This window comes from Burkholderia sp. BCC0397, from assembly GCF_902832865.1.
GTDB lineage: Bacteria > Pseudomonadota > Gammaproteobacteria > Burkholderiales > Burkholderiaceae > Burkholderia.
Genome location: NZ_CADFDL010000001.1, coordinates 62386 through 88251, shown reverse-complemented (window position 1 = coordinate 88251; position 25866 = coordinate 62386). Strand labels below are relative to the sequence as shown.

Sequence of the window (25866 nt, the reverse complement as noted above, 5' to 3'; positions counted from 1 at the left end):
CCTTACGCGGATGGCCCCGGATGCGGCGGCGTCAGCTTGCCGTCGCCATACTCGCGAAGCACCTGCGAAATCACGACGCGATACCCGTCCAGCCAGCGCGCCTGCTTCGCCTTGGCCTCGAGATGCGCGGGATGCTGCATCAACTGCCGCAGCGCCGCCTCGGATTCCCAGTAGTAGACGTTCTGGATCAGGCCGGCTTCCGCGTTCTCCCACGTTTCCTCGCCGAGATAGCCGGGCGTCGCACGCGCCATGTCGGCGATCTGCCGGTCGAGCCGATGGAATTCGTCGTCGTACTGCCCGGCACGGAAAATGAAGGTCGACGCGTACATGCGCTCCATCCGAACGATTGAAAGAGCGCCAAGTGTAAGGCACACGCGGTGTGCCGCGATCGTCACGCGGCGAGCGGAGCGGCGTCGACGCGATCGTCGAGCCAGGCTTCGATGCGCGACGCGTCGTCACGCGTGACAGCGGCGGGTGCCGGCGTTGCCGCGAGCGCCCGTCGCGCCCGCTCCAGCGCCTGCGCGAAACCGCGCAATTCGTGCGTCGCGGGCCGGTCGTCGGCATGCCGGCGCACGAGCGCTGCTTCGATGTTCGTGCCGATCAACGCCAGTTGGGTATCGATGAAGTCGATGCACAGCGCGCGGCAATGCGCGGAAACCTGAGCGACGGCCAGCAGGACCGGCACGATCGACACGGTCAGGTAGCCGCCGGGCGCAAGCCGCGACAGCGTATGGCTCACGCCCGGCCCGCCGTCGGCCAGCGACGCGAACACGGCGTCGCGCCACACCGCGCGCTCGAACACGAGCGCATCGCGATGCGCATCGAGCGCCGCACGATCCGCGACCTGCCCGGCCGTCACCAGCGGAATCGGGAACGCCGATTCGTCGGCAGACTGCACGCTCCCTGCCTCGACGATGCAGTTCGCGCCCAGCCATGCCGCATCGTCGCGCCGTGCCGCGAGCACGCCGGCCTGCAACCGGTCGGGCAGCATCGGATCGAGCGGCACCGCGCGGCAGATCGACGGCTTGTTCGCGTGCACGCCGCAGCGGCCGTCGTCGGCCAGCGCCGCGCAACGGCCCAGCGACGGATAGTCGTAGCCTTGCAGCGTCAGCGCGAGCCATTCGCCCTGCACGCCGCCGCGATGGAACAGCCGGGCCGCCAGCGCATCGGCCGCCGCGACGTCGTCCGCATCGAGCGCATGCTCGCGCCCGCCGGCCTGCCAGCGTTCGCCGATCCGCCGCGTCGGCACGCGGCGGATCGTCAATGCGCCGACGAAGCGGTGCCGATGCCGGAACAGTTCGCGCAACGACAGCGTCGGCGCGCTGTTGCAGCAGCGTCCGCACGCGTTGCACGCGAGCAGGTAGGTGTCTACCACGGCCGCCGCACCGAATCCTGGTAGCGCGTGAGGATGAAGCGCGCGACGTCGTCCGAGTGATACGCGGCGACGAGCTGCGCGACCCACGGCTTCGCACGATCGGTATCGCGCACCGTGAGCACGTTCGCATACGGCGAGCGCGCGTCCTCGAGGCTGATGCTGTCGCGCGCGGGTTGCAGCCCGGCGCGGGCCGCGTCGTCGCTGTCGATCGCGACGAACGCGGCCGTATCGAGGGCCGCGTAAAGCCGGTCGCGGCGCAGCGCGACGAACTTCAGCCCGAGCCGGTTGCCCGTCACGTCGCGCAACGTCGGATGCAGGCCGGCCCTCTCGCGCAGCGTCACCAGCGTGTCGTTCTGCAGCAGCACGAGCGCACGCGCCATCCCGCGCGGATCGGCGGGAAGCGCGACCGTCGCGCCGGGTTGCAGTTCGTTCAGGCTCTTCAGCTTGCGCGAATAGAACGCCATCGGCAGCGTGACGGTCGGCGCGACTTCGGTCAGCGCGTAGCGCTTCTGCGCGCGGGTCGCGGCAAGCTGTTGCGCATCCTCGAAGCTGGCCGCGTCGATCCGCCCGCCGGCCAGCGCCGTGTCGATGCGCGACGCATCGTCGAATTCGACGACGTCGATGCCGAACCCTCGCGCGGCGGCCACCCGCTTCACTTCGTCGAGAATCTGCGCATGCACGCCGCGCGTGACGCCGACGCGCACGGCCGGTGCCGCCGCTTCGGCAGCCATCGCCGATCCCTGATGCATCGCCGCGCACACAATCAACAGCCATGCCGCAGCGAGACGCCCGATGCCCGCCGTCATGACGCGTCCCTCAGGATCGTGCGAAACCCGATATGCGACGCACCGAGATCGGCTTCCTGCTGTTCGCGCGACGATGCGCGATAGCGCACGCAGTAATCGCGCGAGCACAGGAACGAGCCGCCCTTGATCACCATCGGCGTATCGTGCCGGCGCGTCGGCGGTGCAACGGCCGCCGTGTCGCCGTTCGTGTGCGACTGATGCGGGCCCGTGTACGCGTCCTTCGTCCATTCCCATGCGTTGCCGATCATGTCGTAAAGACGAAAGCCGTTCGCCGCATAGCAGCCGACTGGCGCCAGCCCCGCGTGGCCGTCCTCGGCCGAGTCGAGCACCGGAAACGCGCCCTGCCAGTAGTTCGCGGCCGGCTTGCCCTGTGCGTCGCGCGGCGCCGCATCGAGCGACGCGTCGTCGCGGCCGGCCTTGCCCGCGTATTCCCATTCGGCCTCGGTCGGCAGGTCGCGGCCGAGCCAGTGCGCATACGCGAGCGCATCGCGCTGCGTGACGAGCGTCACCGGCAGGTTGCCGAGTCCATCGATACCGCTGCTAGGCCCGCGCGGATGCCGCCACGACGCGCCCTTTACCCACGACCACCATGCGAGGTCACGCGCATTCATCTCGTCGCGCGTCGGCACATGGAACACCGCCGCGCCGCCCTGCTGCTCGGCCTCGGTCACGTAACCGGTCGCCTGCACGAACGCGGCGAACTGCGCGATCGTCACGTCGGTCTGGTCGATCCAGAAGCCGCCGACGCGCGTCTTGCCGTCGCCGACCGGACGCTCGTCCGCATAGCCGCGCGTGCTGCCGAACACGAACGCGCCGCCGCGCAAGTGCACCATCCCCGCCTGCGGATCGTCGCGCCACTTCGACGGCAGCCCCGCATAGCGTTCGCACTGGCGCTCCGAACCGAGCGGCGCGAGCGCGCGGCCGCGATTCAGGTCGTCGAACGCGCCGCCTGCCGGCGCCGCCGGATTCGCATAGCCCGCCGCGAACGCGGCGGCGAACAGCGTGGCGGCAAGCGCCGCGCCGATCGTCCAGAAGCGCAACCGCATCGTGTCGCCCCCGCGCTCAGTAGTAGCCGCGCGGACGCAGCGGCTCGACGCCGCCGACGTTGCCCATGTAAGTCTTCCACTGGTCGACCAGCGTGCTGATCACCGACGGATTCTGCGCGGACACGTCGGTCGTCTCGCCGCGATCCGCCGCCAGATCGTAGAGCTGCCAGTGACCGTCGAGCGGCCCGAGCGGCGGCTCGGTCCACAACGCCTTCCAGCGGCCGTCGGCGCTGCGCAGGTACGCGCGGCCATACGCTTCGTCGCCGAACGGCGTCGTATGCACTTCGCCCGTCGCGGAGCCGGTGAGCACCGGCAGCAGCGACTGGCCGGAGACCGGATACACGTAGCGGTTGTTGTAGACCACCTTGCCCTTGTTCTGGTCGACGCCCGTCAGCGTGTTGACGAGCGGCGGCGCCGGCTGCGACGGCGGCGTGACGCCCGCGACCGCGAGGAACGTCGCCGTGTTGTCGGTCACGTGCGTGAACGCGCGCAGCGTCGGCAACGGCTGCGACTGGCCCGGCAGGTGCACGATCGTCGGCGTCGATACGCCGCCTTCGCCCGAATAGCCCTTCGTGAGCCGGAACGGCGCCGCGCTCACTTCGGCCCAGCGCAGCCCGTACTGCAGGCGCTGCGCGTTCTGCTTGCCGTTGTCGGTGCCGAGCGTCGAGTAGATCGGGTCCTGTCCGTTCGCGGTATCGGTCGCCGTCGGGTCCGCGCCGGCATCGATCGGCCAGCCTTCCGCGCCGTTGTCCGACTGGAACATGATGAACGTGTTGTCGTATTCGCCGATGTCCTTCAGATGCTGGATCAGGAGTCCGATGTTGTAGTCGAGGTTCTCGACCATCCCCGCGTAGATCTCCATGTAGCGCGCCTGCGCACGGCGCTCGGCCGGCGACAGGCTCGACCACAGCTTGTCGACCTTGCCGGGGCCGTAGTCGCTGTAGCCGTCCGCGGCCGAATGCACCGCGTTGATGTACTTCGCGCTGGCCGTGCCGTTGTTCGCGGTCGCGGGCGATGCGGCCGTCGTCTCGGGCAGTCCGTCGAACGGTTTGAAATCGGCCGGAATCAGGCCGAGCGCCTTCTGTCGGGCGATCCGCGCATTGCGGATCGCATCGTAGCCGGCGTCGTATACGCCCGCGTACTTGTGCAGCCACGGATCGGGAACCTGCAGCGGCCAGTGCGGCGACGTGTAGGCCGCGTACGCGAAGAACGGTTTGCCGTCCTGCTTGCTCGCATCGATGTACGAGATCAGCTTCTGCGTATAGAAATCGGTCGAATAGAACACGGCCGGGCTGCCGCCCGCGCCGCCCGGCTGCCCGGGCTGGCCCGGCTGCACGTAACGGCCGTCTTCCGTGTAGTTCGACGAGCCGGCCGGCTCGTGCGCGAAGTGGTTCGTCGCCGCGCCGCCGAGCAGCACGTAGCTGCGCTCGAAGCCCCACTGGTCGGGCGTCTGCCCGCCGCCCGTCGTACTGCCGACGATGCCCGAGCCGATGTGCCACTTGCCCGCGATATACGTGTGATAACCGGCGTCCTTCAGCAGTTGCGCGAACGACAGCGCGCGATCGTTCAGGTAGCCCTCGTAGCCGGGCAGCCCGCGCCGCTCGTCGGTCGGTACGCCCATCGTACCTTCGCCGACGAGATGGTGATCGGTGCCCGATACCAGCATCGCGCGCGTGATCGCGCAGACGGTGCCCGTGTGGTGGTTCGACAGGATGCGGCCCGACGCGACGAGCGCGTCGAGGTTCGGCGTGTTGATTTCGCCGCCGAACGCATGGATGTCGGAATAGCCAAGATCGTCGGCCATGATGTACAGGATGTTCGGGCGTTTCGCGGCCTGCGGCGGTGTCGTGCCGGCCTGCGGAGGCGGCGGATCGCTGTCGACGCCGCCGCACGACGCGAGCGACACCGCGCCGGCAATCGCGGCGCAGACGACACGGAAACGAAAAGCATGCAACGGCGACGCGGACTTTTTCATTCTTGTTGACGCTCGATCTACGGGAGCGGCGATCTTAGCGTCGCGCGCGCAACGCCCAAAGTCGGATTCGTCACATGCTAACGGGGCGGGGGAATATGCGCTGCGCGCCGTCCGCCGCGCACCGAACCGCCGTGCGTCAGCTGCGCCCGCCGAGGCTGCCGCCGCCGTCCACCGACAGCACCTGCCCGGTAACGAAACCGGCTTCGTCGGACAGGAAGAACGCGGTCGCGGCCGCGACGTCGTCGGCCGTGCCGAGCCGGCGCGCGGGAATCGTCGCGAGCACCTTGCGCTCGGCTTCGCTGCCGACCGGCCGCGTCTGGCGGAACAGTTCCGTCTCGATCGGGCCGGGCGCCACCGCGTTGACGGTCACGCCGTGTTCGGCGAGCTCGAGCGCCCACGTGCGCGTGCAGCCGACCAGCGCGTTCTTCGCGGCGGAATACGCGGTGCGGTCGAGGCTGCCGAAGATCGCGCGGCTGCAGATGTTGACGATGCGCCCGTAGCCGCGCGCCTTCATCGCGTCGGCAAAGTGCTGCGTGACCTGGATCGCGGCCCGCACGTTGAGATCGAACACGGTCTGCAGCGACTGGAAATCGATCTTCCCGAGCGGTTGCGGCAACACGATGCCCGCGTTGTTGACGATGCCGTCGACGTCGTGGCGCTCGCCGATCTGCGCGAGCGTCGCGGCGGTCTGCTCGATATCGGCGAGATCGCACGCGAGCAATTCGCCGGGAAAGTCGATGCCCTGCGCCTGCCGCGCGAGACCGACGACGTGATGGCCACGTCGGGCGAGCGTCGTGCTGATCGCGAGGCCGATGCCGCGCGACGCGCCGGTGACGAGATAAGTGCGGGATGACATGGGCGTGCCCTTGACGAGGAATCCGGAGGAAACGGCGCGACGCGCCGGTGTTCACACGGTGTGCGCGTGCGCCGGCCGATTGTGCCGCAGTGGTGAGAAACGCGTACGGTCGTCGGCAGCGTTGCGTCGAGCGGTCGCTACAACGTTCGCCATACCGTCGCCGTGCTTGGTGTTAAAACGTTAGAAAAGGTCTCAAGACGGTCAAGGCGAGCGACAAAACTACGCCGATCGCGACAATCGCGGAGGCTGGCGCGATCGGTCGGCATGTCAGCATCAACGCCACCCGGCACGATTGGTGGGGATATCACCGGCGCCATCATCCGATCTAAACTCGATCGGTCTGCTCGACAACCTGCTAGAGTTGCCGGTCAATCTGGAGAAAGGGATATGTAAGAATTTCACGACTTATCCCGAGAAAATCCAGATGTCGAAATGTCCGAGTTTTTCCACAGCCTTCCATGCAAACATGACCGCGTTGCACATGCCCGTTCCAACAACGCTTTTCGCAACACTACAAACGTCCATCGTCAGCGTTGCCGCGATGATGGATGTCTTGAAAACATTAGGTGCAGATGCAACGTTCGGTGAACTGATTGGCGCCACGACGAAGTTGGAAGGCGTCACCATCGGCAGTTCTATTCTTGCCAGCATCTATCTGGGCGCAGTCATTGGCAGCTTGATGGTCGCAACCGATGCGTCATTGGCATGCGGAGTCGGCAAGCGAGGAATCAATATGTCTTTGGCGGTCGCTCGATGGGGTACACGTTACGGACTCGCGGTTCACCCTTTGGTCATGGCTCAAATTCTGCGCCATCCCGAAGTGCTTGCACCGGGCTCGCACAGCTATCTCGGCCTGAAGGCGAACACTGCGATCCGGGGTACGCAATGAAGTGGCTTGCAGACCGATTGCTTCTCATCGTCACGGCACTGATTGTCACGGCCGTAGGCTGGGCGATCATCAGCGCGACAGGCGAATGGTTTCCGATCCTGATGACGGTGACCGCGTTCGCTTCACTGTGGATCGAAAACTCGCGGCTGCGCAAGCTGCTCGAACAACACGGTATCGATCCGCGACGACGCAAGCGCTAGTCGCCCGAAAAAAGCGACTTGCCGGCTTTTCCTCCCTCGGTTCAGGCTGACTATGCGAGACGCGCGCGAGCGCGATGCGCATCCAACCAGATTGTCGCGTCGTCGCCGGAGAATCGGTCGCCGTCATCCGCGTTCGCCGCTCGCGTCATCGGACGCCAGCATGTGCGGAATCTCGTCGACCAGCGCGTCGACGACCACACGCACCTTCGACGGCACGTGACGCGACGCCGGCCGCACCGCGAACACCTCGGCGCCCGACACGCTGTCGCTGTCCATCACGAGCGCGAGGCGGCCGTCGCGCACGTACGGCGCCATCAGCCAGCACGGCAGCCATGCGAGGCCCGCGCCGGCCGCAGCCGCGTCGGCGATCGCCTGCAGGTCGTCGAACCGCAGCCGGCCGGCCGCGCGATGGTCGTGCACCGCGCCGTCCGCGCCGATGACCCGCCACGGCGTCGGCTGTCCGCCGCGCGAATACGCGATGCCGACGTGCGACGCGAGTGCATCGAGCCCCGACGGCCGGCCATGACGCGCGAGATACGCGGGCGATGCGCAGATGCCCATGCGTTGCACGCCGAGCTTGCGGCCGACCAGCGCGTTCGTATCGGCCAGCTCGCCGATGCGCACCGCCAGGTCGAAACCGTCGTTGACGAGGTCGGCCACGCGATCGCTGAACGACACGTCGATTTCGAGCCGCGGATGGCGCTCGACGAGACGCCGCACGACGGGCGCCACGCACTGCCGCCCGAACAGCACGGGCACGCTGATGCGCACGCGCCCCGCCGGCTCGCGGCGGCCCGCGTCGAGCGCGGCCTCGGTCTCGCCGAGTTCGGCCAGCAGCCGCCGGCATTGCTCGTAATAGACGAGCCCTTCATCGGTCAGGCCGAGCTGACGCGTCGTGCGCTGCAGCAGCCGCGCGCCGAGACGGAGTTCGAGCCGCGCGACGATCTTCGCGACGGCCGAGCGCGTCATGCCGAGGCGCAGCGCCGCCGCCGCGAAGCTGCCCGATTCCACCACGTCGACAAATTCCGCGACGCCTCTCAGCCGTTCGTCCATGCCGTTCCGCTCCGATGGGATGACAGGGTTGTGTCCGTGCCGGCGACAATCGTTGGCCGAATTCTCGCCAATGCGTCCGCCTGCGCAACACTATGATAGTCCCGACTATCTCGAAAAGGAGTCGACATGCATGCATGGCAAATCAAACCGGGCGACGGCATTGCCGGGCTCCGGCGCATCGACGCGACGCTGCGCACGGTCGGGCCGACCGACGTGGTCGTCAAGATCCACTCGGCCGCGCTGAACTATCGCGACCTGATGTTCGCGCGCGGCGACTATCTCGGCATCGGCCCCGATGCGCTGATCCCGGTCGCCGACGGCGCCGGCGAAGTCGTCGAGACCGGCCGCGACGTCACGCGCTTCAAGCCGGGCGACCGCGTGATCAACACCTACTTCCCGCGCTGGATCGACGGGCCGCCGACGCCGCACAAAGTGTCGGGTTCGCCCGGCGCGCAATTCGACGGCGTGCTCGCCGAACGCTTCGTGTCCGACGAAGCCGCGCTGGTCGCGATTCCCGCGCATCTCGACTACGACGAGGCGGCGACGCTGTCGTGCGCGGGCGTCACCGCCTGGAACGCGCTGTTCGTCGACGGCGGACTGGGGCCGGGCGCGACCGTCGTGCTGCTAGGCACGGGCGGCGTGTCGATCATCGCGCTGCAGCTTGCGCAGGCCGCCGGGTTGCGCACGATCATCACGTCGTCGAGCGACGCGAAGCTCGAACGCGCCCGCGCACTCGGTGCGGACGCAACGATCAACTATCGCGCGACGCCCGAATGGCAACATGAAGTATTGCGGCTCACCGGCGGTGCGGGCGCGGATCTCGTCGTCGAAGTCGGCGGACGCGACACGCTGCCGCGCTCGGTCGCCGCGACGAAAATCGGCGGCATCGTGTCGGTGATCGGCGGGGTCAGCAGCTTCGACGGACCGGAGCTGGGGCTGCTGTCGCTGATTGGCGGCATCAAGCAACTGCACGGCCTCATGGTCGGCAGCCGCGCGATGCTCGACGACGTCGTGCGGCTCGTCGACGCGAAACGGATCAAGCCGGTGGTCGATCGCGTGTTCGGCTTCGACGAGGCGCCGCAAGCGTATGCGTACCTGCAATCGGGGCAGCACTTCGGCAAGGTGGTGATTCGCGTCGCACAGTAACGAACGAAGGCGGCGCAAGTCGCCTTCATCCGCCATCTCCCCTCCCCCTTCCCCACTCTCCCGCCCAAAGCGCATTCGCGCAAATGCTTTTCGGAATCCGTTATTGGATCGCGCGGCCGCGCATTTTTATACTCGTCAGCACTCTCTGTTAAAGAGTGCCAGCCCATTTCGACAGAACAGCACAGGACGAAAAGATGAGCCTACGCCCCTTGCACGACCGCGTGATCGTGAAGCGACTCGACCAGGAAACCACCACCGCATCGGGCATCGTGATTCCCGACAGCGCCGCCGAAAAACCCGACCAGGGCGAAGTGATCGCCGTCGGCCCCGGCCGCAAGGACGCGGACGGCCAGCGCATCGTGCTCGACCTGCAGGTCGGTGAACGCGTGCTGTTCGGCAAGTACGCAGGGCAAGCCGTCAAGGTGGACGGCAACGAGTTTCTCGTGCTGCGCGAGGAAGACATCGTCGCGGTCGTCAATCAATAACGGAGCGCAATCATGGCAGCCAAGGAAATCATTTTCAGCGACGTCGCACGGTCGAAGCTGACCGAAGGCGTGAACATCCTCGCGAACGCGGTGAAGGTCACGCTCGGGCCGAAAGGCCGCAACGTCGTGCTCGAACGCAGCTTCGGCGCGCCCGTCGTCACGAAGGACGGCGTGTCGGTCGCGAAGGAAATCGAACTCGCGGACAAGCTCCAGAACATCGGCGCGCAGCTCGTGAAGGAAGTCGCGTCGCGCACCAGCGACGCGGCCGGCGACGGCACGACGACGGCCACCGTGCTCGCGCAGGCGATCGTCCGCGAAGGCCAGAAATACGTCGCGGCCGGACTCAACCCGCTCGACCTGAAGCGCGGCATCGACAAGGCCGTCGCAGCGGCCGTCGACGAATTGAAGAAGATCAGCCGGCCGACCACCACGAGCAAGGAAATCGCGCAGGTCGCGACGATCTCCGCGAACGGCGAGGAATCGATCGGCCAGCGCATCGCCGAGGCGATCGACCGCGTCGGCAAGGAAGGCGTGATCACCGTCGAGGACGGCAAGTCGCTCGCCGACGAGCTCGACGTCGTCGAAGGGCTGCAATTCGATCGCGGCTACCTGTCGCCGTATTTCATCAACAATCCGGACAAGCAGATCGCCGAGATCGAAAGCCCGTACATCCTGCTGCATGACAAGAAGATCTCGAACATCCGCGACCTGCTGCCGGTGCTCGAACAGGTCGCCAAGTCGGGCCGGCCGCTGCTGATCATCGCGGAAGACGTCGAAGGCGAAGCGCTCGCGACGCTCGTCGTGAACAACATCCGCGGCATCCTGAAGACGGTCGCGGTCAAGGCGCCGGGCTTCGGCGATCGCCGCAAGGCGCTGCTCGAGGACATCGCGATCCTCACCGGCGGCCAGGTGATCGCCGAGGAAACGGGCCTGACGCTCGAGAAGGCCACGCTCGCCGAGCTCGGCCAGGCGAAGCGCATCGAGGTCGGCAAGGAAAACACGACCGTGATCGACGGTGCGGGCGATGCGAAGAACATCGAAGCGCGCGTGAAGCAGATCCGCGTGCAGATCGACGAAGCGACGTCCGACTACGACCGTGAAAAACTGCAGGAACGCGTCGCGAAGCTCGCGGGCGGCGTGGCGGTGATCAAGGTCGGCGGCGCGACTGAAATCGAAGTGAAGGAGAAGAAGGATCGCGTCGACGACGCACTGCACGCCACGCGTGCGGCCGTCGAGGAAGGCATCGTGCCGGGCGGCGGCGTCGCGCTGATCCGTGTGCGGCAGGCGATCCGCGAACTGAAGGGCGTGAACGCCGATCAGGACGCAGGCATCAAGATCGTGCTGCGCGCGCTGGAAGAACCGCTGCGCCAGATCGTCGCGAATGCGGGCGAGGAAGCGAGCGTCGTCGTCGCGAAGGTCGCGGAAGGCACGGGCAACTTCGGGTACAACGCGCAGACGGGCGAGTACGGCGACCTCGTCGAATCGGGCGTGCTCGATCCGACCAAGGTCACGCGCACCGCGCTGCAGAACGCGGCATCGGTGGCCGGGCTGCTGCTGACGACCGATGCAACCGTGTTCGAAGCGCCGAAGGATGCGGCGCCCGCCGCCGCGCCGGGCGGCCCGGGCGCGGGCGGGCCGGGGTTCGATTTCTGACGACGCGGCAACGTGCGCGCCGGTTCGCCGGCGTACACGCAGTTATGCAGAAAAAGGAAACGCGTGGCGACGAAAGTCGTCACGCGTTTTTCTTTGGGATCGACCATCTGCGGAGCCGTTACCGTGCTCGGGTAAGATGAAGCGAACGACCACCGTTCAGCTCCCATGCCTACCGCACAAACCATTCTGGACGATTACGAACGCCTCGGCTGGACCGGCAACGACCCGATGGCGCAGATGCTCGCACTGCGGCGCGATGAACCAGCCGCGCTCGTCGATCTCGTCATCGCGTCGTTTGAGCGCACGTTGCCGCATGCGACGTTCATCGACGCTGCACTCGATCTGATGGACGACACCTCGTTCGAGAAAGTTGCCGCCGAAGCGTGGCGACGGGTGCTTGAAGGTGCATGGAACGAGCGGCTCGCGAATGTCCTGTCGAGCGTGGCGCTACGGTTGCCGCAGGTGTTTGCCGGTCACTGGAACACTCTGCTCGACGTAGTCCTCGGCCCGCGGTCGCCGAGCCTGTATCTCGCGGAGCACGCGTGGCGGGCGCTCGATCCTGCGACGATCGACGCGTGGCGCCAACGGCTTGCGGAAACCCCTGCCCTTGACGATGCGGCGCGCACACGCGCTGTCGCACTGCTCCATTCGCGACAGCCTGCAGCCGTACTCGACGCGGCGGCCCGGCTTTTTCCGGACAATCCACAGCAAGCCGCTAACTGGCTCATGTCCACCGGCTACACGCTTGAGCACGGCACGTTGCGCACATTGCACGGCGCGTCGCCGCTGCATATCGACTTCGGACGAACGTTGCGGGCGCCGGCGCTTCGCGAGATGCCGAAGTGGAAACGCGAAATTCAGGCGAATCATGCAACCTGGCACGCAGGCGAATCACATCGATGGATGGCGCACTTCGGCGGCGTGTCGACGCATCGATGCGGCCTGTGCCATCAGCCGCTGCACCGCCTGGTGACGCTGCCGCAACCGACCGAAGCCGGCATCGACAGCGCAACACCTGTGTCGTTCGACACCTGCCTGTCGTGTCTCGGCTGGGAGAGCGACGGCCCGCTGTTCTACCGGCACGACGAGTGGGGCCATCCGACCGCTCATCCATCGCAGCAGCGCGACACCGCGATCCAGCCCGACTACCCGGCCGCCACGTTTGTGGAATCCGACGTCACGCTCTTTGCCGCCCCCGCGCGCTGGGCCTGGCAGGACTGGGGCGAGTCGAACGACCGGCAAAACCTGAGCCGTATAGGCGGTCCGCCGTCGTGGGTGCAGTCTGCGTGGTATCCCGCTTGCCCCGATTGCGGCCGCACGATGTACTTCGCGATGCAGCTCGATTCACATCTTCCGCAGGTCGATGGCAGCGCATGGCTGTGGGGCAGCGGCGGCGCGAACTACACGTTCTGGTGCGCGCCCTGCCGCACTAGCGCGCATCTATGGCAGTGCACGTAACCGGCGATTCACACGCCTTTACGACCTTTTTACTTGCGCCCGCGCATCCGTTCACTAGAATGGGTTCGCCATCCACCTCCGAGCACGCGCCATGCGCATTCGAAGTCCTCGCCCTCCGAGTTGCTTTTCCGCCTGACAGGCCGGACGCCTGCGTCTCCTTCCCGAGCCACCGTCCTGCCGCCACGCGGACGGTGCGCGCCGTAGTCCTTCCCGTGCACGCTTGAACACGGTGTCGATGCGGTGGTCATGCATCGCCATGCGCGCGTTCGAGCACGTGCATGCGACACATTCCGTGTAACGACACGTCATCGATCTACCGAGACGATCCAGTTACTTTGCATTACTGATTTCATTCACGGAAATTTCGATAGCGGAGCATCGCACGCCCCGCCTCGATCGTCTTTCATATAGGAGCAGTGAAATGATGCTTGGCTTGACGTTCTGGAAACACGTGATCGGCGCGCGGACCCATGCCATCCGCGAGGACCGAACGACGGCGCACGACCGGCATCGCCGGATGTCGAGAACGCTCGTGCTGGCGAGCGCGGCGGTGGCGTTCGCGGCAATCGCGTTCGGTGCGCCGGTCGTCGGCATTTCGGTGTTTCTGCTGACGACGCTGCCGTTCGTGCTGTCGGGCACCTGAGGCCATCCGTATCGGATGCAGTTCCATCGGCGCTCGATACGAAATTTTAATGCCCGGCCCCCGCGTATCTGACACCGTCTTTACGCGTGTTTGTCTAGGATTTCCCTGTCATCCCGACACGGAGAGATCCGCATGCAAACGCAGCAGGCCGCCGTCGGCGGCCAATCCGACCTCCCTCACCGACGCAGTAGCACGTCGTTCGCGGCTCGGCTCGCCGACGCCTGTCCGCCGGACCACATCCTGCTCGACGTGCCGGTGGAAAGCGCGATCCAGTTGTTCGACCTCGTCGCACGCCATGTCGCGCGCAGCAACGTCGTATCCGCGGAACGGATCCAGGCCGAACTGATCAAGCGCGAACAACTCGGCTCGACCGGCCTTGGGCAAGGCGTCGCGATTCCGCATGCACGCGTCGCCGGGCTCGGCTCGGCCGCCGCGCTGTTCGTTCGCGCTCGGTACCCATTCGCGTTCAACGCGCCGGACTGCAAGCCCGTGCGCGAGTTCATCGTGCTGGTGCTGCCGCAAGCGGATGACCGCGCGCACCTCGAACTGCTCGCCGATGCCGCGCGATGGTTCAGCGAACGCGCGACGCGACAGGCGTCGCGCAACGCGCAGACGCCCGATGAGATTCACCGGCTCCTGCAATGCACTGTTTGACCCAACATCGTGCGACGACAGGTATCCCCTTCATCATTTTGGATTCCCATGTTCCCAGACCCTGAAACTCCCGCCCGACGCGTGGCCAGCCTGACCCGCTCGCTGCCGTTCATGCAGGCGCTGCATGGGCAGACCGTCGTCATCGTCGACGGCGGCGCCGCGAGCGACGCCCGCAGGCGCACCGCCTTCGCGCAGGATGTCGCGCTGCTCGCGCTCACCGGTATCCGCCCGATCGTGATCCAAAGCATTCCGACCGCGTCCGCCACGCAATCGGTCCATACCGTGCACGCCGCCATGGCCGGCGTCAATCATGAACTGGTACGCCTGATCGGCAGCCACGGCGCCCGGGCGATCGGCATCGACGGTCACGACGGCGGCCTGCTGATCGCCAGCGCTGAACCCGACTGCGCGAACACGAGCGCGGTCGCGCGGTTCGACGGCGCCGCGTTGAATGCGTTTCTCGACAACGGACTGGTGCCTGTCGTGATGCCGGTCGCACCGGACGATGCGGGCCATGATCGCCTGCTGCGCCCGGAACGGCTCGGCAGCCTGTTCGCGCAACGCACGGGCGCCGTCACGCTGGTGATGATGGTCGGCAGCGCATTGCTGCGCGAACTCGGCGAGCTTGCCGGTCTGTACGGCATCACGGAGCTCGAGCAATGGCTCGCCGAGCATCCGGCCGCCGAGGCAGCGCCTTGCGTACGGGACGCGCTCGATGCGCTCGCGCACGGCGTGCAGAACGTCCATCTCGCCGATCTCGGACAACCCGAATCGCTGATCGATGAACTGTTGACGGAGGAAGGATCGGGCGTGGTGTTCTGCCGGCGCGGCAACACCGATCTGTTGTCGGAAATCCGCCGCTACTTCGCCGATTCGGCGTGCGTGCTGCGCGACGGGTTCAGTGTCGAGCAGAAGCCGGTCGTGCGCTTCTGATCGGTAGCATGAAAACGCTTGCGGCGGCCCGCGAAGGCCGCCGCAAGCGGGCAAGCATCGACATCGCAACGACGTCAGCGTCGCGCCGCCAGTCTCCTCACGACTCGCACCAGCGCATCGACTTCATCGCACGTGTTGTAGAACGCGAGCGACGGCCGCACCGTGGCTTCGAGCCCGAAGCGCCGCAGGATCGGTTGCGCACAGTGATGCCCCGAGCGCACCGCGATGCCCTCTTCGTTCAGCGCCTGCCCGACTTCCTCGGTTTCATAGCCCTTCAGCACGAACGACAGCACGCTCGCCTTGTCGCGCGCGGTACCGACGAGCCGCACGCCCGGCACCGGCGCGAGCACACTCGTTGCGTACGCAAGCAAATCGTGCTCGTAGCGCGCGATGTTCTCGATGCCGACGCGGTTCACGTAGTCGAGCGCCGCGCCGAGCCCCACCGCATCCGCGATGTTGCCGGTGCCGGCTTCGAAGCGGTTCGGCGGCGGCTGGAACACCGTGCGCTCGAACGTCACGTCCGCGATCATGTTGCCGCCCCCCTGCCACGGCGGCATGTCGTCGAGGATCGCGCGCTTGCCGTACACGACGCCGATCCCGGTCGGCCCGTAGATCTTGTGCCCGGAGAACACGAAGAAATCCGCAGCGATCGCCTGCACGTCCACACGCATGTGCGAGATCGACTGCGCACCGTCGACCAGCGCCTTCGCGCCCGCGCGATGCGCGAGCTCGACGATCTCCTTCACCGGCACGACCGTGCCGAGCGCGTTCGACACCTGCGTGACGGACACGATCTTCGTGCGATCGTTGAGCAGCTTCCGGTATTCGTCGAGCAGCACCTGCCCCGAATCGTCGACCGGAATCACGCGCAGCTTCGCGCCCTTCTGCGCGGCAAGCTGCTGCCACGGCACGATGTTCGCGTGATGCTCGAGATGCGACACGACGATCTCGTCGCCTTCGCCGACGTGCTGCACGCCCCACGTCTTCGCGATCAGGTTGATCGCCTCGGTCGTGCCGCGCACGAACACGATTTCGTCGGGCGACGATGCGCCGATGAAGCGCTGCACCGTTTCCCGTGCATGCTCGTACGCATCCGTCGCGCGGCCGGCCAGTGCGTGCGCCGCGCGGTGGATGTTCGAGTTCTCGTGTGTGTAGAAGTATGCGAGGCGGTCGATCACGGCCTGCGGCTTGTGCGTCGTCGCCGCGTTGTCGAACCAGACGAGCTGCTTGCCGTTCACGCGCTCCTGAAGGATCGGGAAATCGCGGCGGATCGCATTCACGTCGAACGGCGGATGGGCGCCGCGATGCAGTTGGCCTTGCGGCTCGGCTGCCTGCGCATCGTCGATGAAGTAGCACGGCACGTCGGCACCCGACGCGCGCGACACCGGCACGTCGCGATGCACGGCGAGCAGCGCGCGCAGCGCGTCGTCGCCCGGCAGCCCGAACGCTTCCGGCGACGCGAGGCCGTTCGACGGCACGACGATGTCCTGCGGCGTCGCCTGCCAGCCCTGCAGCGAACCGTCGGTGAAGTAGTACGGCGACGCCTTCGTCGCGCCTTCCGGTGCGGCCGCGTTCACCTGCGGCACGCCGAGCGCCGCGCCGCCGACACGCGGTTCGAGCGCGGGCGCGATCGACACGGCGTTGTCGGGCAGCCCGTTCTGTGCAGCCGCATGCGGCGCGAGCGCGGGTGCGCGGTTGCCGAGCGACAGCACGTGCGTCGGCGCGGACGGCGCGAGGTTCGCGCCCGGTACCTTGCCTTGCGGCAACGCAAGACCCGGCACGCCGGTGCCCGCCCCGCCCGGGCCCGCGAGCGGCGAACCGCCCGGCACCGGATTGCTGACGGACGCGAGGATCGGCGCCGCCGCCGGCAATGCCGACGGCACGCCGCCGACCGCGCCGCTGCCCGCCGACAGCCCGGGCGCGGTGGCCTGCCCGGGCGGCGTCGCGAAGAACTCGGACGCGAGCCGCGCGAGCGTCGCCGGGTCGGGCAAGCCGGCCGGCAGCGGCGCATGCGGCAACGCGTGCGCGTCGCCGCCGGCCAGGCCGGGATTAACGGTAGGTGTCGGGATAGTCATGGAACTTGGCGATTTCGACGTCATCGAGGACAGCTAGCGCATCCGGCGAATGGACCGCGAGCGAGCAATACAGCGAGATCAGGTACGACGCGATCGCCTGGTTGTTGATCCCCATGAAGCGCACCGACAGGCCCGGCCCCTGCTCGCCCGCGACGCCCGGCTGATACAGGCCGACGACGCCCTGGCGCTTGTCGCCGACGCGCAGCAGCAGGATCTTGGTCTTGCCGTCCGCGACCGGTACCTTGTCCGACGGAATCAGCGGAATGCCGCGCCACGTCAGGAACTGCGAGCCGAACAGGCTGACCGTCGGCGGCGGCACGCCGCGCCGCGTGCATTCGCGGCCGAACGCGGCGATCGCGAGCGGGTGCGTGAGGAAGAATGCCGGCTCCTTCCACACCTTCGTCAGCAACTCGTCGAGATCGTCCGGCGTCGGCGCGCCCGTCAGCGGGAAGATCCGCTGTTCGTCGGTCACGTTCGCGAGCAGCCCGTAATCGGGGTTGTTGATCAGCTGGCTTTCCTGCAGCTCCTTGATCGTCTCGATCGTCAGGCGCAGCTGTTCCTTGATCTGGTCATGAGGACTGCTGTAGAGATCGGAGATCCGCGTATGCACGTCGAGCACCGTGCTCACCGCGTTGAGGAAGTACTCGCGCGGCTGTTCCTCGTACGGCACGAAGGTCTGCGGCAGCACGCTTTCATCCTCGAGCTGCGTGCACGCGGCGCGCACCGCTTCCGGGTTCTTCACCTGGTTCAGGCGATAGATGCCGGCCTCGACCGGCACCCATTGCAGCAGATGGGTCAGCCAGCGCGGCGTGATCGTGGAAAGCTGCGGGACGGTCTTGGTAGCGTTCGCTAGTTGGCGGGCGGCGTGATCGCTCAGCGCGGCCGTGCCGCTTGCAACGGTCGACATGTGTGGCTCCGGGTTCTTAAGATGAAAAACGGGATTGCTTATGACGCTCGGTGATTATCGGAAGCACGCCCCTGCCGGCTCAACATGCTATAGCCGTCAGGTCATGCAACCGAAGGGGAAACGATGCGGGGCGACCTCAGGTGACGTACGCGCCCGGCAGCAGCGTCGAGATCGACACGTCGAACGCGCGTGCGATCTTGTCGGCCGTGACGATCGACGCGATCGCCTCGCCGCGCTCGATCTCGCCGACGTACGAGCGGTTCAGCCCCGCATGCTCGGCCAACTGCTCCTGCGACCACGTGCGCGCTTCGCGCAGCTTGCGCACGTTGGCGCCGAAGTGATGGATGAGGTCGCTCATCGCGCCTCCTAGGCGACGTGCGCCGCCGTGCGCGGCACGGCGTTCGCTTCGCTGCGGAGCACGGCCTGCGTGACGTTTTCACCGGCCGGCACGTCCTGCGTGAGCCATACGTTGCCGCCAATCACCGCGCCGCGCCCGATCGTCACGCGGCCGAGGATCGTTGCGCCCGCATAGATCACGACGTCGTCCTCGACGATCGGATGGCGCGCGAGCCCTTTCTCCAGATGGCCGGCCGCATCGCGCGGAAAGCGCTTCGCGCCGAGCGTGACGGCCTGGTACACGCGCACGCGCTCGCCGATGATCGCCGTCTCGCCGATCACGACGCCCGTGCCATGGTCGATGAAGAAGCCCGCGCCGATGCGCGCGCCCGGATGAATGTCGATGCCCGTTTCCGCATGCGCCTGCTCGGCGATGATCCGCGCGAGCAGCGGCAGGCCGAGCCCGTACAGCTCGTGCGCGAGCCGGTGGTGGATCATCGCGAGGATGCCCGGATAGCACAGCAGCACTTCGTCGACGCTGCCGGCCGCCGGATCGCCGTGGAATGCCGCCAGCACGTCGCTGTCGAGCAGCCGGCGAATCTCCGGCAAGCGCGCGGCGAATGCCTGCACGGCCGTCGACGCGACTTCATCGATGCGATCGAGCGGCGGCCCGTCGGCATTGCGCTGACGTGCCGCGTAGCGCAATTCGAGCGTCACCTGTGCGAGCAGCGCATTCAGCGCCGCGTCGAGCGCGTGGGCCACGTGGAAGTTTTCGCTTTCCTGCCGCAGGTCGGGCGGCCCGAGCCGCATCGGGAACAGCACGCCCTTCAGCGCGCCGACGATCTGCGCGAGCGCTTCGCGCGCCGGCAAATCGCGCCCGCCCGGTTCGAGCGAGCGCCGCTGCTTTTCGCGCCATGCGCGGCGCACCGTCTGCAGCGATTGAACGATGTCGTCGATATCGAATGCGGCCATGCTGCTTTCTCCCCGTAACGGCCGTGAATCAATCCTGCGCCCACGGCAGGCCGCGAAAGCGCCAGCCGTTCTGGCCGCCGCGATGCTGCCGCTCGTCGAGGTCGCCCTCGAAGCCTTCGAGCACATTGAATACCTGCTTGAAACCACCCTTCGCCGCGGCCTCCGCCGCCTGCGCCGAGCGGTTGCCGCTGCGGCACAACAGCAGCACGACCGCGTCCTTGCCGGTCTTCGCTTCCAGTTCGCGCACGAAGCGCGGGTTGCGCGTCAGGCTCGTGCCGGTCGCCCACGGCACGTGCAGCGACTCCGGCACGTAACCGACGAATTTACGTTCCTCGGCCGTGCGCACGTCCACCAGCAATGCGTCGCCCGCCGAGAACAGCGCCCACGCGGCTGCCGGCGCGACGCCGCCCGCATAGGGCGTGCCGGCCGCCACGGCTGCCGCGCGCGCGTCTTCGAGCGCCTGCTGCGCAGCGGTTCGTTCTTGCAGTTCAACCGTCATGACACTTCCTCGTTTTCGCAGATTCGTATGAACAAAAACACCGGGAATGCGGCCGTTGCAGCTTGCGTGCTGTCTATAGCCGTCAGCGCCACTATGCGAGTGCGGTCGGGGAAGCAGAACCAATAAAAATTCATTTCCTAATCAGCGCCGCGGGGAATGCAATAGCAGAGGAGCGCTATCGATGCGCGGTCGCTGGCGGGCTGGAAGGGGAAGACGAGGGCCGTTCGATGTCGCGCATCGAAGGGACTTGAAAGGAAGGATGAGGACGATCAGCGCAACATTCGGCGCATCGTCATGGAATCCGAAATGGCGCGGATCACGCCATGCACCGACGAAGCCACCGAGCCTCGCCGATGCACATGCCCTCAGTACATCACACCACCGGATCAACCACCGCAACCGGCACGCCACGCGCCTCGATATCGCGCCCCGCGAGCAGACACAGATCCTCGCGATGATGCGAGGCCACCACCTGCACGCCCACCGGCACGCCATTCGCGAGCGACGTCGTGACGGCCAGCCCCGGCAGCCCCATCGCGGGCAGCGCGCGCAACGTGAGCTGCGCTTCCCACACGCGTTCGAAGCCGTCCGGCCCCTGCCGATCGAGATCGTCGGGAAACGGCAGTTCCGACGAAACAGGCAGCAGCAACACCGCATATTCATCGAGAAACAGCCGCCACTCTCGCGTCAGCGTCGTGCGCCGGACCAGCGCGCGGCTGATCACATCGGCCGGCAGATCGCGCACCTTGCCGCGCACGGCGGCGATCACCGCAGCCGCGCCCGGATCGCCATCTTGCTCGACCGCGTTCGCCAGCGCGCCGAACCCGTCGCCGAGCCACAGCTGCTCCTGCAACAACGCAGCCTCGCGCATCGGCGGCGTATCGTCGATCTCGTCGACGGTCCAGCCGGCATCGACCAGCCTGCGCGCAGCATCGCGCAACGCGGCCTCGACTTCGGGCACGACCTCCAGGCCGCGCGGACGCACGCACAGCGCCGCGTGCTTCGGCACCTCGCGCCCGTCGAACGGCACCGCGACGTGCCACGGATCGCGCGGATCCGGCGCGGAGAACGCCCGCAGCGCGAGCGAGAGATCGTCGATCGTGCGCGCGATCGGCCCGGCCGTCGACATCAGTTGCGCGCCGATCGCCCGCTCGGGCGACGATGCATTGAATGCCGGCACGCGACCGAGCGACGGCCGGATGCCGTGTACGCCGCACGCATAAGCCGGGTAGCGCACCGAGCCGCCGATGTCGGTGCCGACCGCGAGCGGGCCGATCCCGGCGGCCACGGCCGCCGCCGCGCCGCCGCTCGATCCGCCCGGCGTCAGCGACGGGTTGCGCGGATTGCGCGTGCGGCCATGCACGAGATTCGACGTGAACCAGCGCAACGCGAACGTCGGCGAATTGGTGCGGCCGAGCAGCACCCCGCCCGCCTTGCGAATGTTGGCGACCACCGGGCTGTCGGCATGCGCGATCAGGTTTTCCTGCAGGCGCGTGCCGTTGGTCGTCGCAAAGCCGGCCTGATCGATGTTGATCTTCACGGTGACGGGCACGCCCGCGAGCGGCCCCGGATCGTCGCCGCGCGCGATTGCGCGATCGACTTCGTCGGCCTGCCGCCGCACGTCGTCGGGGCGGTGTTCGACCACCGCGTTGATCGCCGGATTCACTGCATCGAGACGATCGAGCACGGCGTCCGCCACTTCGCGCGCAGACACGTCGCGCTGCCGCACGCGTTTCGCGAGTTCGGTTGCCGACAGTTGCCAGAGTTGCGTCATGACTTCTCCTCGGGGGAAAGACATCACAATCACTCACGGCGCGCGCCTCCTCACGAAAGCGCGGCGCCGCATTCGCTCACTGCGTATCCTGCTTCGCGCGCTCGGCGGCAGCGATGATCGCGTCGGCCACGGCCTTCGGCTGGCTCAGCATCGCGACGTGGCTGGCGTTCACGCGCGCGACCGTCGCGCCGATCCGTTTCGCCATCGCTTCCTGTAGCGTCGGATCGATCATCCGGTCCTGCGCCGCGACGACGAACGTCGACGGCTTCGCATGCCAGGCTGCCTGCGTGACCTTCTCCGAGATGCACCCGCTATACCACGGCCCCTGGGTCGCGGCAACGATGCGCTGCTGCGCGGGCGGCAAATCGGGCGCGAAATCCTGCGCGATCGCCTTGTCCGACAGCCGTGCGAAACCGCCGGCGTCCTTGCGCAGTTCGCCGGCCCATGACGGCGCCGGCAGGCCCTGCGTGACGTCGGCGATCGACTGGCCGTTGTCGGGTGCGAACGCCGCGACGTACACGAGCGACTTCACCTTGTCGTCGTTGCCCGCGTCGCTGATCACGACGCCGGCCCACGAATGGCCGACCAGCACGACCGGCCCTTTCTGTTCGTCGATCGTGCGCTTCGTCGCGGCCGCGTCGTCGGCGAGCGAGCTCAGCGGATTCTGCACCGACACCACGTGCAGCCCGCGCGCCTCGAGCAGCGGAATCACGCGGTTCCAGCTCGACCCGTCGGCGAACGCGCCGTGCACGAGCACGACGTTGGTGCCCTTCAGGTCTTCCTTCGGCGCGGCCTGCGCCGCGACCGCACCGAACAGTCCGCCGATCATCGCGGCAGATACCAGAACGCGTTTCATCAAACCGGCCATCGTCATGCTCCTTGCTTTATTGTGTCGTTGAAGTGAAATACTGTCGTAGCGGCCGCGCCTGCATGCGTCAGGCGCGGCGCCGGATCACGAATGGGCGTACAGGTCGTCGGCGGCGTTACGTGCGGCGCGCGACTGCGCGGCTTCGCGATGGCCGGCCGGCGCCGACGCGTCGGCCACGTTGTCGTCTTGCGACTTCGACGGGCCGTTCTGGTCGGAACGCGCGACCTGCTCGGCAGCCGCGACGGCGTTCTGTGCGGCGGCGATGTCGTCCGGGTAGTGCGCTTCGCTGCCGGCCGGGTTGTAGCCGGCCTTCTCGAGACGGATGAGGTCGGCGCGCACTTCAGCACGCGTGAGGCTGTGGCCGGTATCGGCGAACGACAGCGCGGGGGCGACGGCGAGTACGGCAACGGCGAGGATTCGAGCGGCTTTCATGAAGGTTCTCCTGGAACAAAGTTGACGTGTCGATCACTGGGCATCCGGTGTGAACGTCTTGCACCGAACGTTTGCTGCATGTCGACAGTAGAACCCGCGCACGTATCCGGCATGTTTCCGAAACCGGGCTTTCTGCATGCCAGTTTTTCAGGAACGGCCGCAGATACAGTGCGATACAAACCCGCTTGCCGATGCGCTCCACCGTTCCCTGCGCACCACGAAAAAAAGCGTGCCTCGCAGGGCACGCCTTTCCGTCACCTTCACACCGTCATATCACGTCACGGCGCGAGCCGCGTGAACACATAGTCGTGGTTCTTCACCCGCGCCTGATGGCACGCAAAGCATGTCTGATGCTGGCCGATATCGGCCGGCACGCCGTTGATGAAGCGCCCGAACCCCCAGCCGCCCGTCGCGGCATAGCGGCGCGAGTCCTTCACCATCACCTGCACGGTCGTCGCCTGCCCGGGCACCGTCGCGGGCGCGAACTCGTCGGACTGCTTGCGCTTGTACGCGAGCTTCACGAGGATCGTGCCGTCCGGGAACGGCAGCGTCGCCTGTTCGAGCGCGCGGATCGCGACCGGGTTGCCGAGCACCACGCGCAGTTCGTCGAGCGGTGCGGCCTCTTCGGCCGGCGCGACCATTTCCCACTTCCGGTAGCCGGGCGGAATCGTCACGCCATAGATCGGCGACGCGGCCGCGGCCGGCTTCGGCTGTTCCGCGAACGCGGCCGGGCCGCTTGCCGACCACGCGCCGACCAGCAGCACACCCGCGACGAGCCCACGGCGCGCACCGCGCCGCCACACCCTTACGCGGGCCCGCATCACAGATGCTCCACTTGCAGGATTGCATCGGCGAATGCCTGCGGCGCTTCCTGCGGCAGGTTGTGGCCGATGCCGCCGGTGATCGTCCGATGCTGGTACTTGCCGGTGAACTTCTTCGCGTACGCGGCCGGCTCCGGATGCGGCGCGCCGTTCGCGTCGCCTTCCATCGTGATCGTCGGCACGGTGATCGCGGGCCCGGCCGCGAGACGCCGCTCGATGTCGTCGTATTGCGCTTCGCCCTTCGCGAGCCCGAGACGCCAGCGATAGTTGTGGATCACGACGGCCACGTGGTCGGGATTCCGGAACGATGCTGCCGACCGCGCATAGGTCTCGTCGGAGAACTGCCACTTCGGCGACGCGAGTTGCCAGATCAGCTTGTTGAACGCATCGCGGTTCTGTGCGTAGCCGAGTTCGCCGCGCTCGGTCGTGAAGTAGAACTGATACCACCACTGGAATTCGGCCTGCGGCGGCAGCGGCTTGGCGTTCGCCGCCTGGCTGCCGATCAGGTAGCCGCTCACCGACACCAGCGCCTTCACGCGCTGCGGCCACAGCGCCGCGATGACGTCGGCCGTGCGCGCGCCCCAGTCGTAGCCGCCGAACACCGCGCGATCGATCTTCAGCGCGTCCATCAGCGCGACGATATCGACGGCCGTCACCGCCTGCTGGCCGTTGCGCACCGTGTCGGCCGAGCGGAACGTCGTCGAGCCGTAGCCGCGCAGGTACGGCACGATCACGCGATAGCCGGCCGCGACGAGCAGCGGCGCGACTTCTGCGTAGCTGTAGATGTCGTACGGCCAGCCGTGCAGCAGGAACACGACCGGGCCCTGCTTCGGCCCGAGATCCGCATAACCGACGTTGAGCACGCCCGCGTCGATCTGGTGGATCGTGCCCAGCGACGCGGCGCCGGCCGGGCGCTTCGCCGTCGATGCATCGGGCGCCGACTGCGCATGCGCCAGCGCGCTAAAGCCGAGGTCGGCCAGGCTCAGGCTTGCCAGCGTGGTGCCCAGGATCAGGCGGCGGCGGGTGTTCACGGTATCAGGCATGACTCGTTTCTCCATTGTCGATCGCTAAGGAAGGGGCCCGCGGCACGTGCGGGCAATCGGGTGTCGCCATTCGCAGCGGCAGCGCATGGCACCGCGCCGCCGTGTGAATCGCTTCACCGGTTTTATATCCGAACCATCCGGAGGCTTTGTATCCCAACGTATCTGTCTGCGAACACGACACACGGCGATTCAAAAATCGCGCGAGAAACGACACTTTCGGGCGATCGCGCGGCACACGCGGTCCCCATGCGCCGGTCCGTCAGAACAGAACCTGTATCTGTGGGCCGCGCTGCCCGGCTGGCCCGATTCGATGCAGCTCGCACAGGCGAGGCTCGAGCGTGGGATGATTCCCGCACCCGGTGAGGTGTCTTCGCCGCAAGCCGATCGTCCGTCGAAGTACTGCCGGTTCAATGTCGCGCATCTTGCGCGACAAGCGACTCGCGCAGGCGTTGCAAGCGGTTGCGTAGCCGGCATGTCTGCCGGGAGAAAAGCAGAAGCGGTTGTTGCACACCGCTATCCACTCGACGTCAGGTGATTCAATTGACAGATATACATGAACAAACTATCCCGCCGTTGAAGCCAGCCCAAAGCCTGCGGCCACTCTGGGTCGGAATACTCTGGGCATTGCTCGGGCTCCCGACACTCGCGTTCGTGGGCACTTTGGGCTTCTTTACACCGTATTGCGGTTCACTCGGTGGCGCATTGTTCTGGGCGTTGCTTTGGTCAGCCGCCATCGTCATGCACGACTTCGTGCCCTATGCGCTCAATCTGTGGACCGTACTTGCGGCATGTGCCGCCGTCGCGCTGGTTGCCTGGCTTCTTCGAAGATTCAAAGTAACGTGGAGAGGATTCCTGGTCACGCTGGCCAGCGTATATTTCATTGCGGCCACCGTCGCCTGGTTGATACATGCACAAGGCGATTGCCGTCTCTTTTGACGGCAGATCTATCGTCACTCGACTGCCGACG

The 25866-nt window shown here is 67.0% G+C and carries 27 protein-coding genes; 10 read left to right on the top strand and 17 right to left on the bottom strand.

The genetic code is table 11. From position 1 onward, the window contains the following. Nucleotides 1–2: 2 nt before the first annotated feature. The 6 genes from HWX03_RS00420 to HWX03_RS00395 form a co-directional block, all read right to left on the bottom strand. Nucleotides 3–329 carry an antibiotic biosynthesis monooxygenase gene (locus HWX03_RS00420; protein ID WP_174429328.1) on the bottom strand — a complete coding sequence of 109 codons (327 nt, stop codon included), beginning with the start codon at nt 327–329 and terminating at the stop codon, nt 3–5. 62 nt (nt 330–391) lie between these two features. Further along, nucleotides 392–1375 carry a YkgJ family cysteine cluster protein gene (locus HWX03_RS00415; RefSeq protein ID WP_175869849.1) on the bottom strand — a complete coding sequence of 328 codons (984 nt, stop codon included), beginning with the start codon at nt 1373–1375 and terminating at the stop codon, nt 392–394. Beyond that, nucleotides 1369–2181, bottom strand: coding sequence for a MetQ/NlpA family lipoprotein (locus HWX03_RS00410; protein ID WP_175869848.1), 813 nt, complete (start codon nt 2179–2181; stop codon nt 1369–1371). Before HWX03_RS00410 ends, HWX03_RS00415 begins: the two co-directional genes overlap by 7 nt. After that, nucleotides 2178–3227 (bottom strand): formylglycine-generating enzyme family protein, encoded by a 1050-nt coding sequence (locus tag HWX03_RS00405; protein ID WP_175869847.1) that lies wholly within the window; start codon nt 3225–3227, stop codon nt 2178–2180. The genes HWX03_RS00410 and HWX03_RS00405 overlap by 4 nt, the downstream gene beginning before the upstream one ends. Nucleotides 3228–3243: 16 nt before the next feature. Beyond that, nucleotides 3244–5202, bottom strand: coding sequence for an arylsulfatase (locus tag HWX03_RS00400; protein WP_175869846.1), 1959 nt, complete (start codon nt 5200–5202; stop codon nt 3244–3246). 136 nt (nt 5203–5338) lie between these two features. Continuing rightward, nucleotides 5339–6058, bottom strand: a complete 720-nt coding sequence (locus tag HWX03_RS00395) for an SDR family oxidoreductase (protein ID WP_175869845.1) — start codon at nt 6056–6058, stop codon at nt 5339–5341. A 295-nt stretch (nt 6059–6353) separates the two neighbouring features. Between HWX03_RS00395 and HWX03_RS00390 the strand changes: the two genes are divergently transcribed. Both HWX03_RS00390 and HWX03_RS00385 read left to right on the top strand, forming a co-directional pair. Further along, entirely contained in the window at nt 6354–6947 is a 594-nt protein-coding gene (locus tag HWX03_RS00390; RefSeq protein ID WP_244132546.1) for a hypothetical protein, read from the top strand. Beyond that, a complete protein-coding gene (locus HWX03_RS00385; protein ID WP_174387168.1) occupies nt 6944–7147 on the top strand; it encodes a hypothetical protein in 204 nt (67 codons plus the stop codon). The genes HWX03_RS00390 and HWX03_RS00385 overlap by 4 nt, the downstream gene beginning before the upstream one ends. A gap of 123 nt (nt 7148–7270) precedes the next feature. Here the strand turns inward: HWX03_RS00385 and HWX03_RS00380 are convergent, their stop codons facing one another. After that, nucleotides 7271–8200, bottom strand: coding sequence for a LysR substrate-binding domain-containing protein (locus HWX03_RS00380; protein ID WP_175869844.1), 930 nt, complete (start codon nt 8198–8200; stop codon nt 7271–7273). Between the two features lie 126 nt (nt 8201–8326). Between HWX03_RS00380 and HWX03_RS00375 the strand changes: the two genes are divergently transcribed. From HWX03_RS00375 to HWX03_RS00345, 7 genes are all read left to right on the top strand, one after another. Beyond that, the gene (locus HWX03_RS00375; RefSeq protein WP_175869843.1) at nt 8327–9346 is read left to right on the top strand and encodes an NAD(P)-dependent alcohol dehydrogenase; all 1020 of its coding nucleotides are present in this window, start codon (nt 8327–8329) and stop codon (nt 9344–9346) included. A gap of 194 nt (nt 9347–9540) precedes the next feature. Then, nucleotides 9541–9831, top strand: coding sequence for a co-chaperone GroES (groES, locus tag HWX03_RS00370; RefSeq protein ID WP_048248265.1), 291 nt, complete (start codon nt 9541–9543; stop codon nt 9829–9831). 12 nt (nt 9832–9843) lie between these two features. After that, nucleotides 9844–11484, top strand: coding sequence for a chaperonin GroEL (groL, locus tag HWX03_RS00365; RefSeq protein WP_175869842.1), 1641 nt, complete (start codon nt 9844–9846; stop codon nt 11482–11484). Between the two features lie 228 nt (nt 11485–11712). Then, nucleotides 11713–12942, top strand: a complete 1230-nt coding sequence (locus HWX03_RS00360; protein ID WP_244132545.1) for a hypothetical protein — start codon at nt 11713–11715, stop codon at nt 12940–12942. A gap of 421 nt (nt 12943–13363) precedes the next feature. Next, the gene (locus HWX03_RS00355) at nt 13364–13585 is read left to right on the top strand and encodes a hypothetical protein (protein ID WP_175869840.1); all 222 of its coding nucleotides are present in this window, start codon (nt 13364–13366) and stop codon (nt 13583–13585) included. A gap of 132 nt (nt 13586–13717) precedes the next feature. Then, on the top strand, nt 13718–14239 hold the full coding sequence (locus HWX03_RS00350; protein WP_175869839.1) for a PTS sugar transporter subunit IIA: 522 nt from the start codon (nt 13718–13720) through the stop codon (nt 14237–14239). A 48-nt stretch (nt 14240–14287) separates the two neighbouring features. Next, nucleotides 14288–15172, top strand: a complete 885-nt coding sequence (locus HWX03_RS00345) for an acetylglutamate kinase (protein WP_175869838.1) — start codon at nt 14288–14290, stop codon at nt 15170–15172. Between the two features lie 74 nt (nt 15173–15246). On the opposite strand, the gene HWX03_RS00340 is transcribed toward HWX03_RS00345, so the two are convergent. The 10 genes from HWX03_RS00340 to HWX03_RS00295 form a co-directional block, all read right to left on the bottom strand. After that, nucleotides 15247–17247: a family 2A encapsulin nanocompartment cargo protein cysteine desulfurase gene (locus HWX03_RS00340; RefSeq protein WP_175869837.1), complete on the bottom strand. Its 2001-nt coding sequence runs from the start codon at nt 17245–17247 to the stop codon at nt 15247–15249. Next, complete coding sequence (locus HWX03_RS00335) at nt 17222–18154, bottom strand: family 2A encapsulin nanocompartment shell protein (protein ID WP_006479760.1); 933 nt, start codon at nt 18152–18154, stop codon at nt 17222–17224. Before HWX03_RS00335 ends, HWX03_RS00340 begins: the two co-directional genes overlap by 26 nt. Before the next feature lie 136 nt (nt 18155–18290). Further along, nucleotides 18291–18512, bottom strand: coding sequence for a helix-turn-helix transcriptional regulator (locus HWX03_RS00330; RefSeq protein ID WP_011356215.1), 222 nt, complete (start codon nt 18510–18512; stop codon nt 18291–18293). Nucleotides 18513–18520: 8 nt separating this feature from the next. Beyond that, nucleotides 18521–19462 (bottom strand): serine O-acetyltransferase EpsC, encoded by a 942-nt coding sequence (gene epsC / locus HWX03_RS00325; protein ID WP_175869836.1) that lies wholly within the window; start codon nt 19460–19462, stop codon nt 18521–18523. A gap of 28 nt (nt 19463–19490) precedes the next feature. Next, nucleotides 19491–19961, bottom strand: a complete 471-nt coding sequence (locus HWX03_RS00320) for a rhodanese-like domain-containing protein (RefSeq protein WP_175869835.1) — start codon at nt 19959–19961, stop codon at nt 19491–19493. A gap of 373 nt (nt 19962–20334) precedes the next feature. Further along, complete coding sequence (locus tag HWX03_RS00315) at nt 20335–21735, bottom strand: amidase family protein (RefSeq protein WP_175869834.1); 1401 nt, start codon at nt 21733–21735, stop codon at nt 20335–20337. Between the two features lie 76 nt (nt 21736–21811). Beyond that, a complete protein-coding gene (locus HWX03_RS00310; RefSeq protein WP_175869833.1) occupies nt 21812–22603 on the bottom strand; it encodes an alpha/beta hydrolase in 792 nt (263 codons plus the stop codon). 84 nt (nt 22604–22687) lie between these two features. Further along, entirely contained in the window at nt 22688–23035 is a 348-nt protein-coding gene (locus HWX03_RS00305; protein WP_175869832.1) for a DUF4148 domain-containing protein, read from the bottom strand. A 278-nt stretch (nt 23036–23313) separates the two neighbouring features. Continuing rightward, complete coding sequence (locus tag HWX03_RS00300; protein ID WP_175869831.1) at nt 23314–23856, bottom strand: cytochrome P460 family protein; 543 nt, start codon at nt 23854–23856, stop codon at nt 23314–23316. Further along, nucleotides 23856–24899, bottom strand: a complete 1044-nt coding sequence (locus HWX03_RS00295) for an alpha/beta hydrolase (protein WP_175818880.1) — start codon at nt 24897–24899, stop codon at nt 23856–23858. Before HWX03_RS00295 ends, HWX03_RS00300 begins: the two co-directional genes overlap by 1 nt. Nucleotides 24900–25439: 540 nt before the next feature. Here HWX03_RS00295 and HWX03_RS00290 point away from each other — a divergent pair. After that, on the top strand, nt 25440–25835 hold the full coding sequence (locus tag HWX03_RS00290; protein WP_175869830.1) for a hypothetical protein: 396 nt from the start codon (nt 25440–25442) through the stop codon (nt 25833–25835). The last annotated feature ends 31 nt before the right edge of the window (nt 25836–25866 follow it).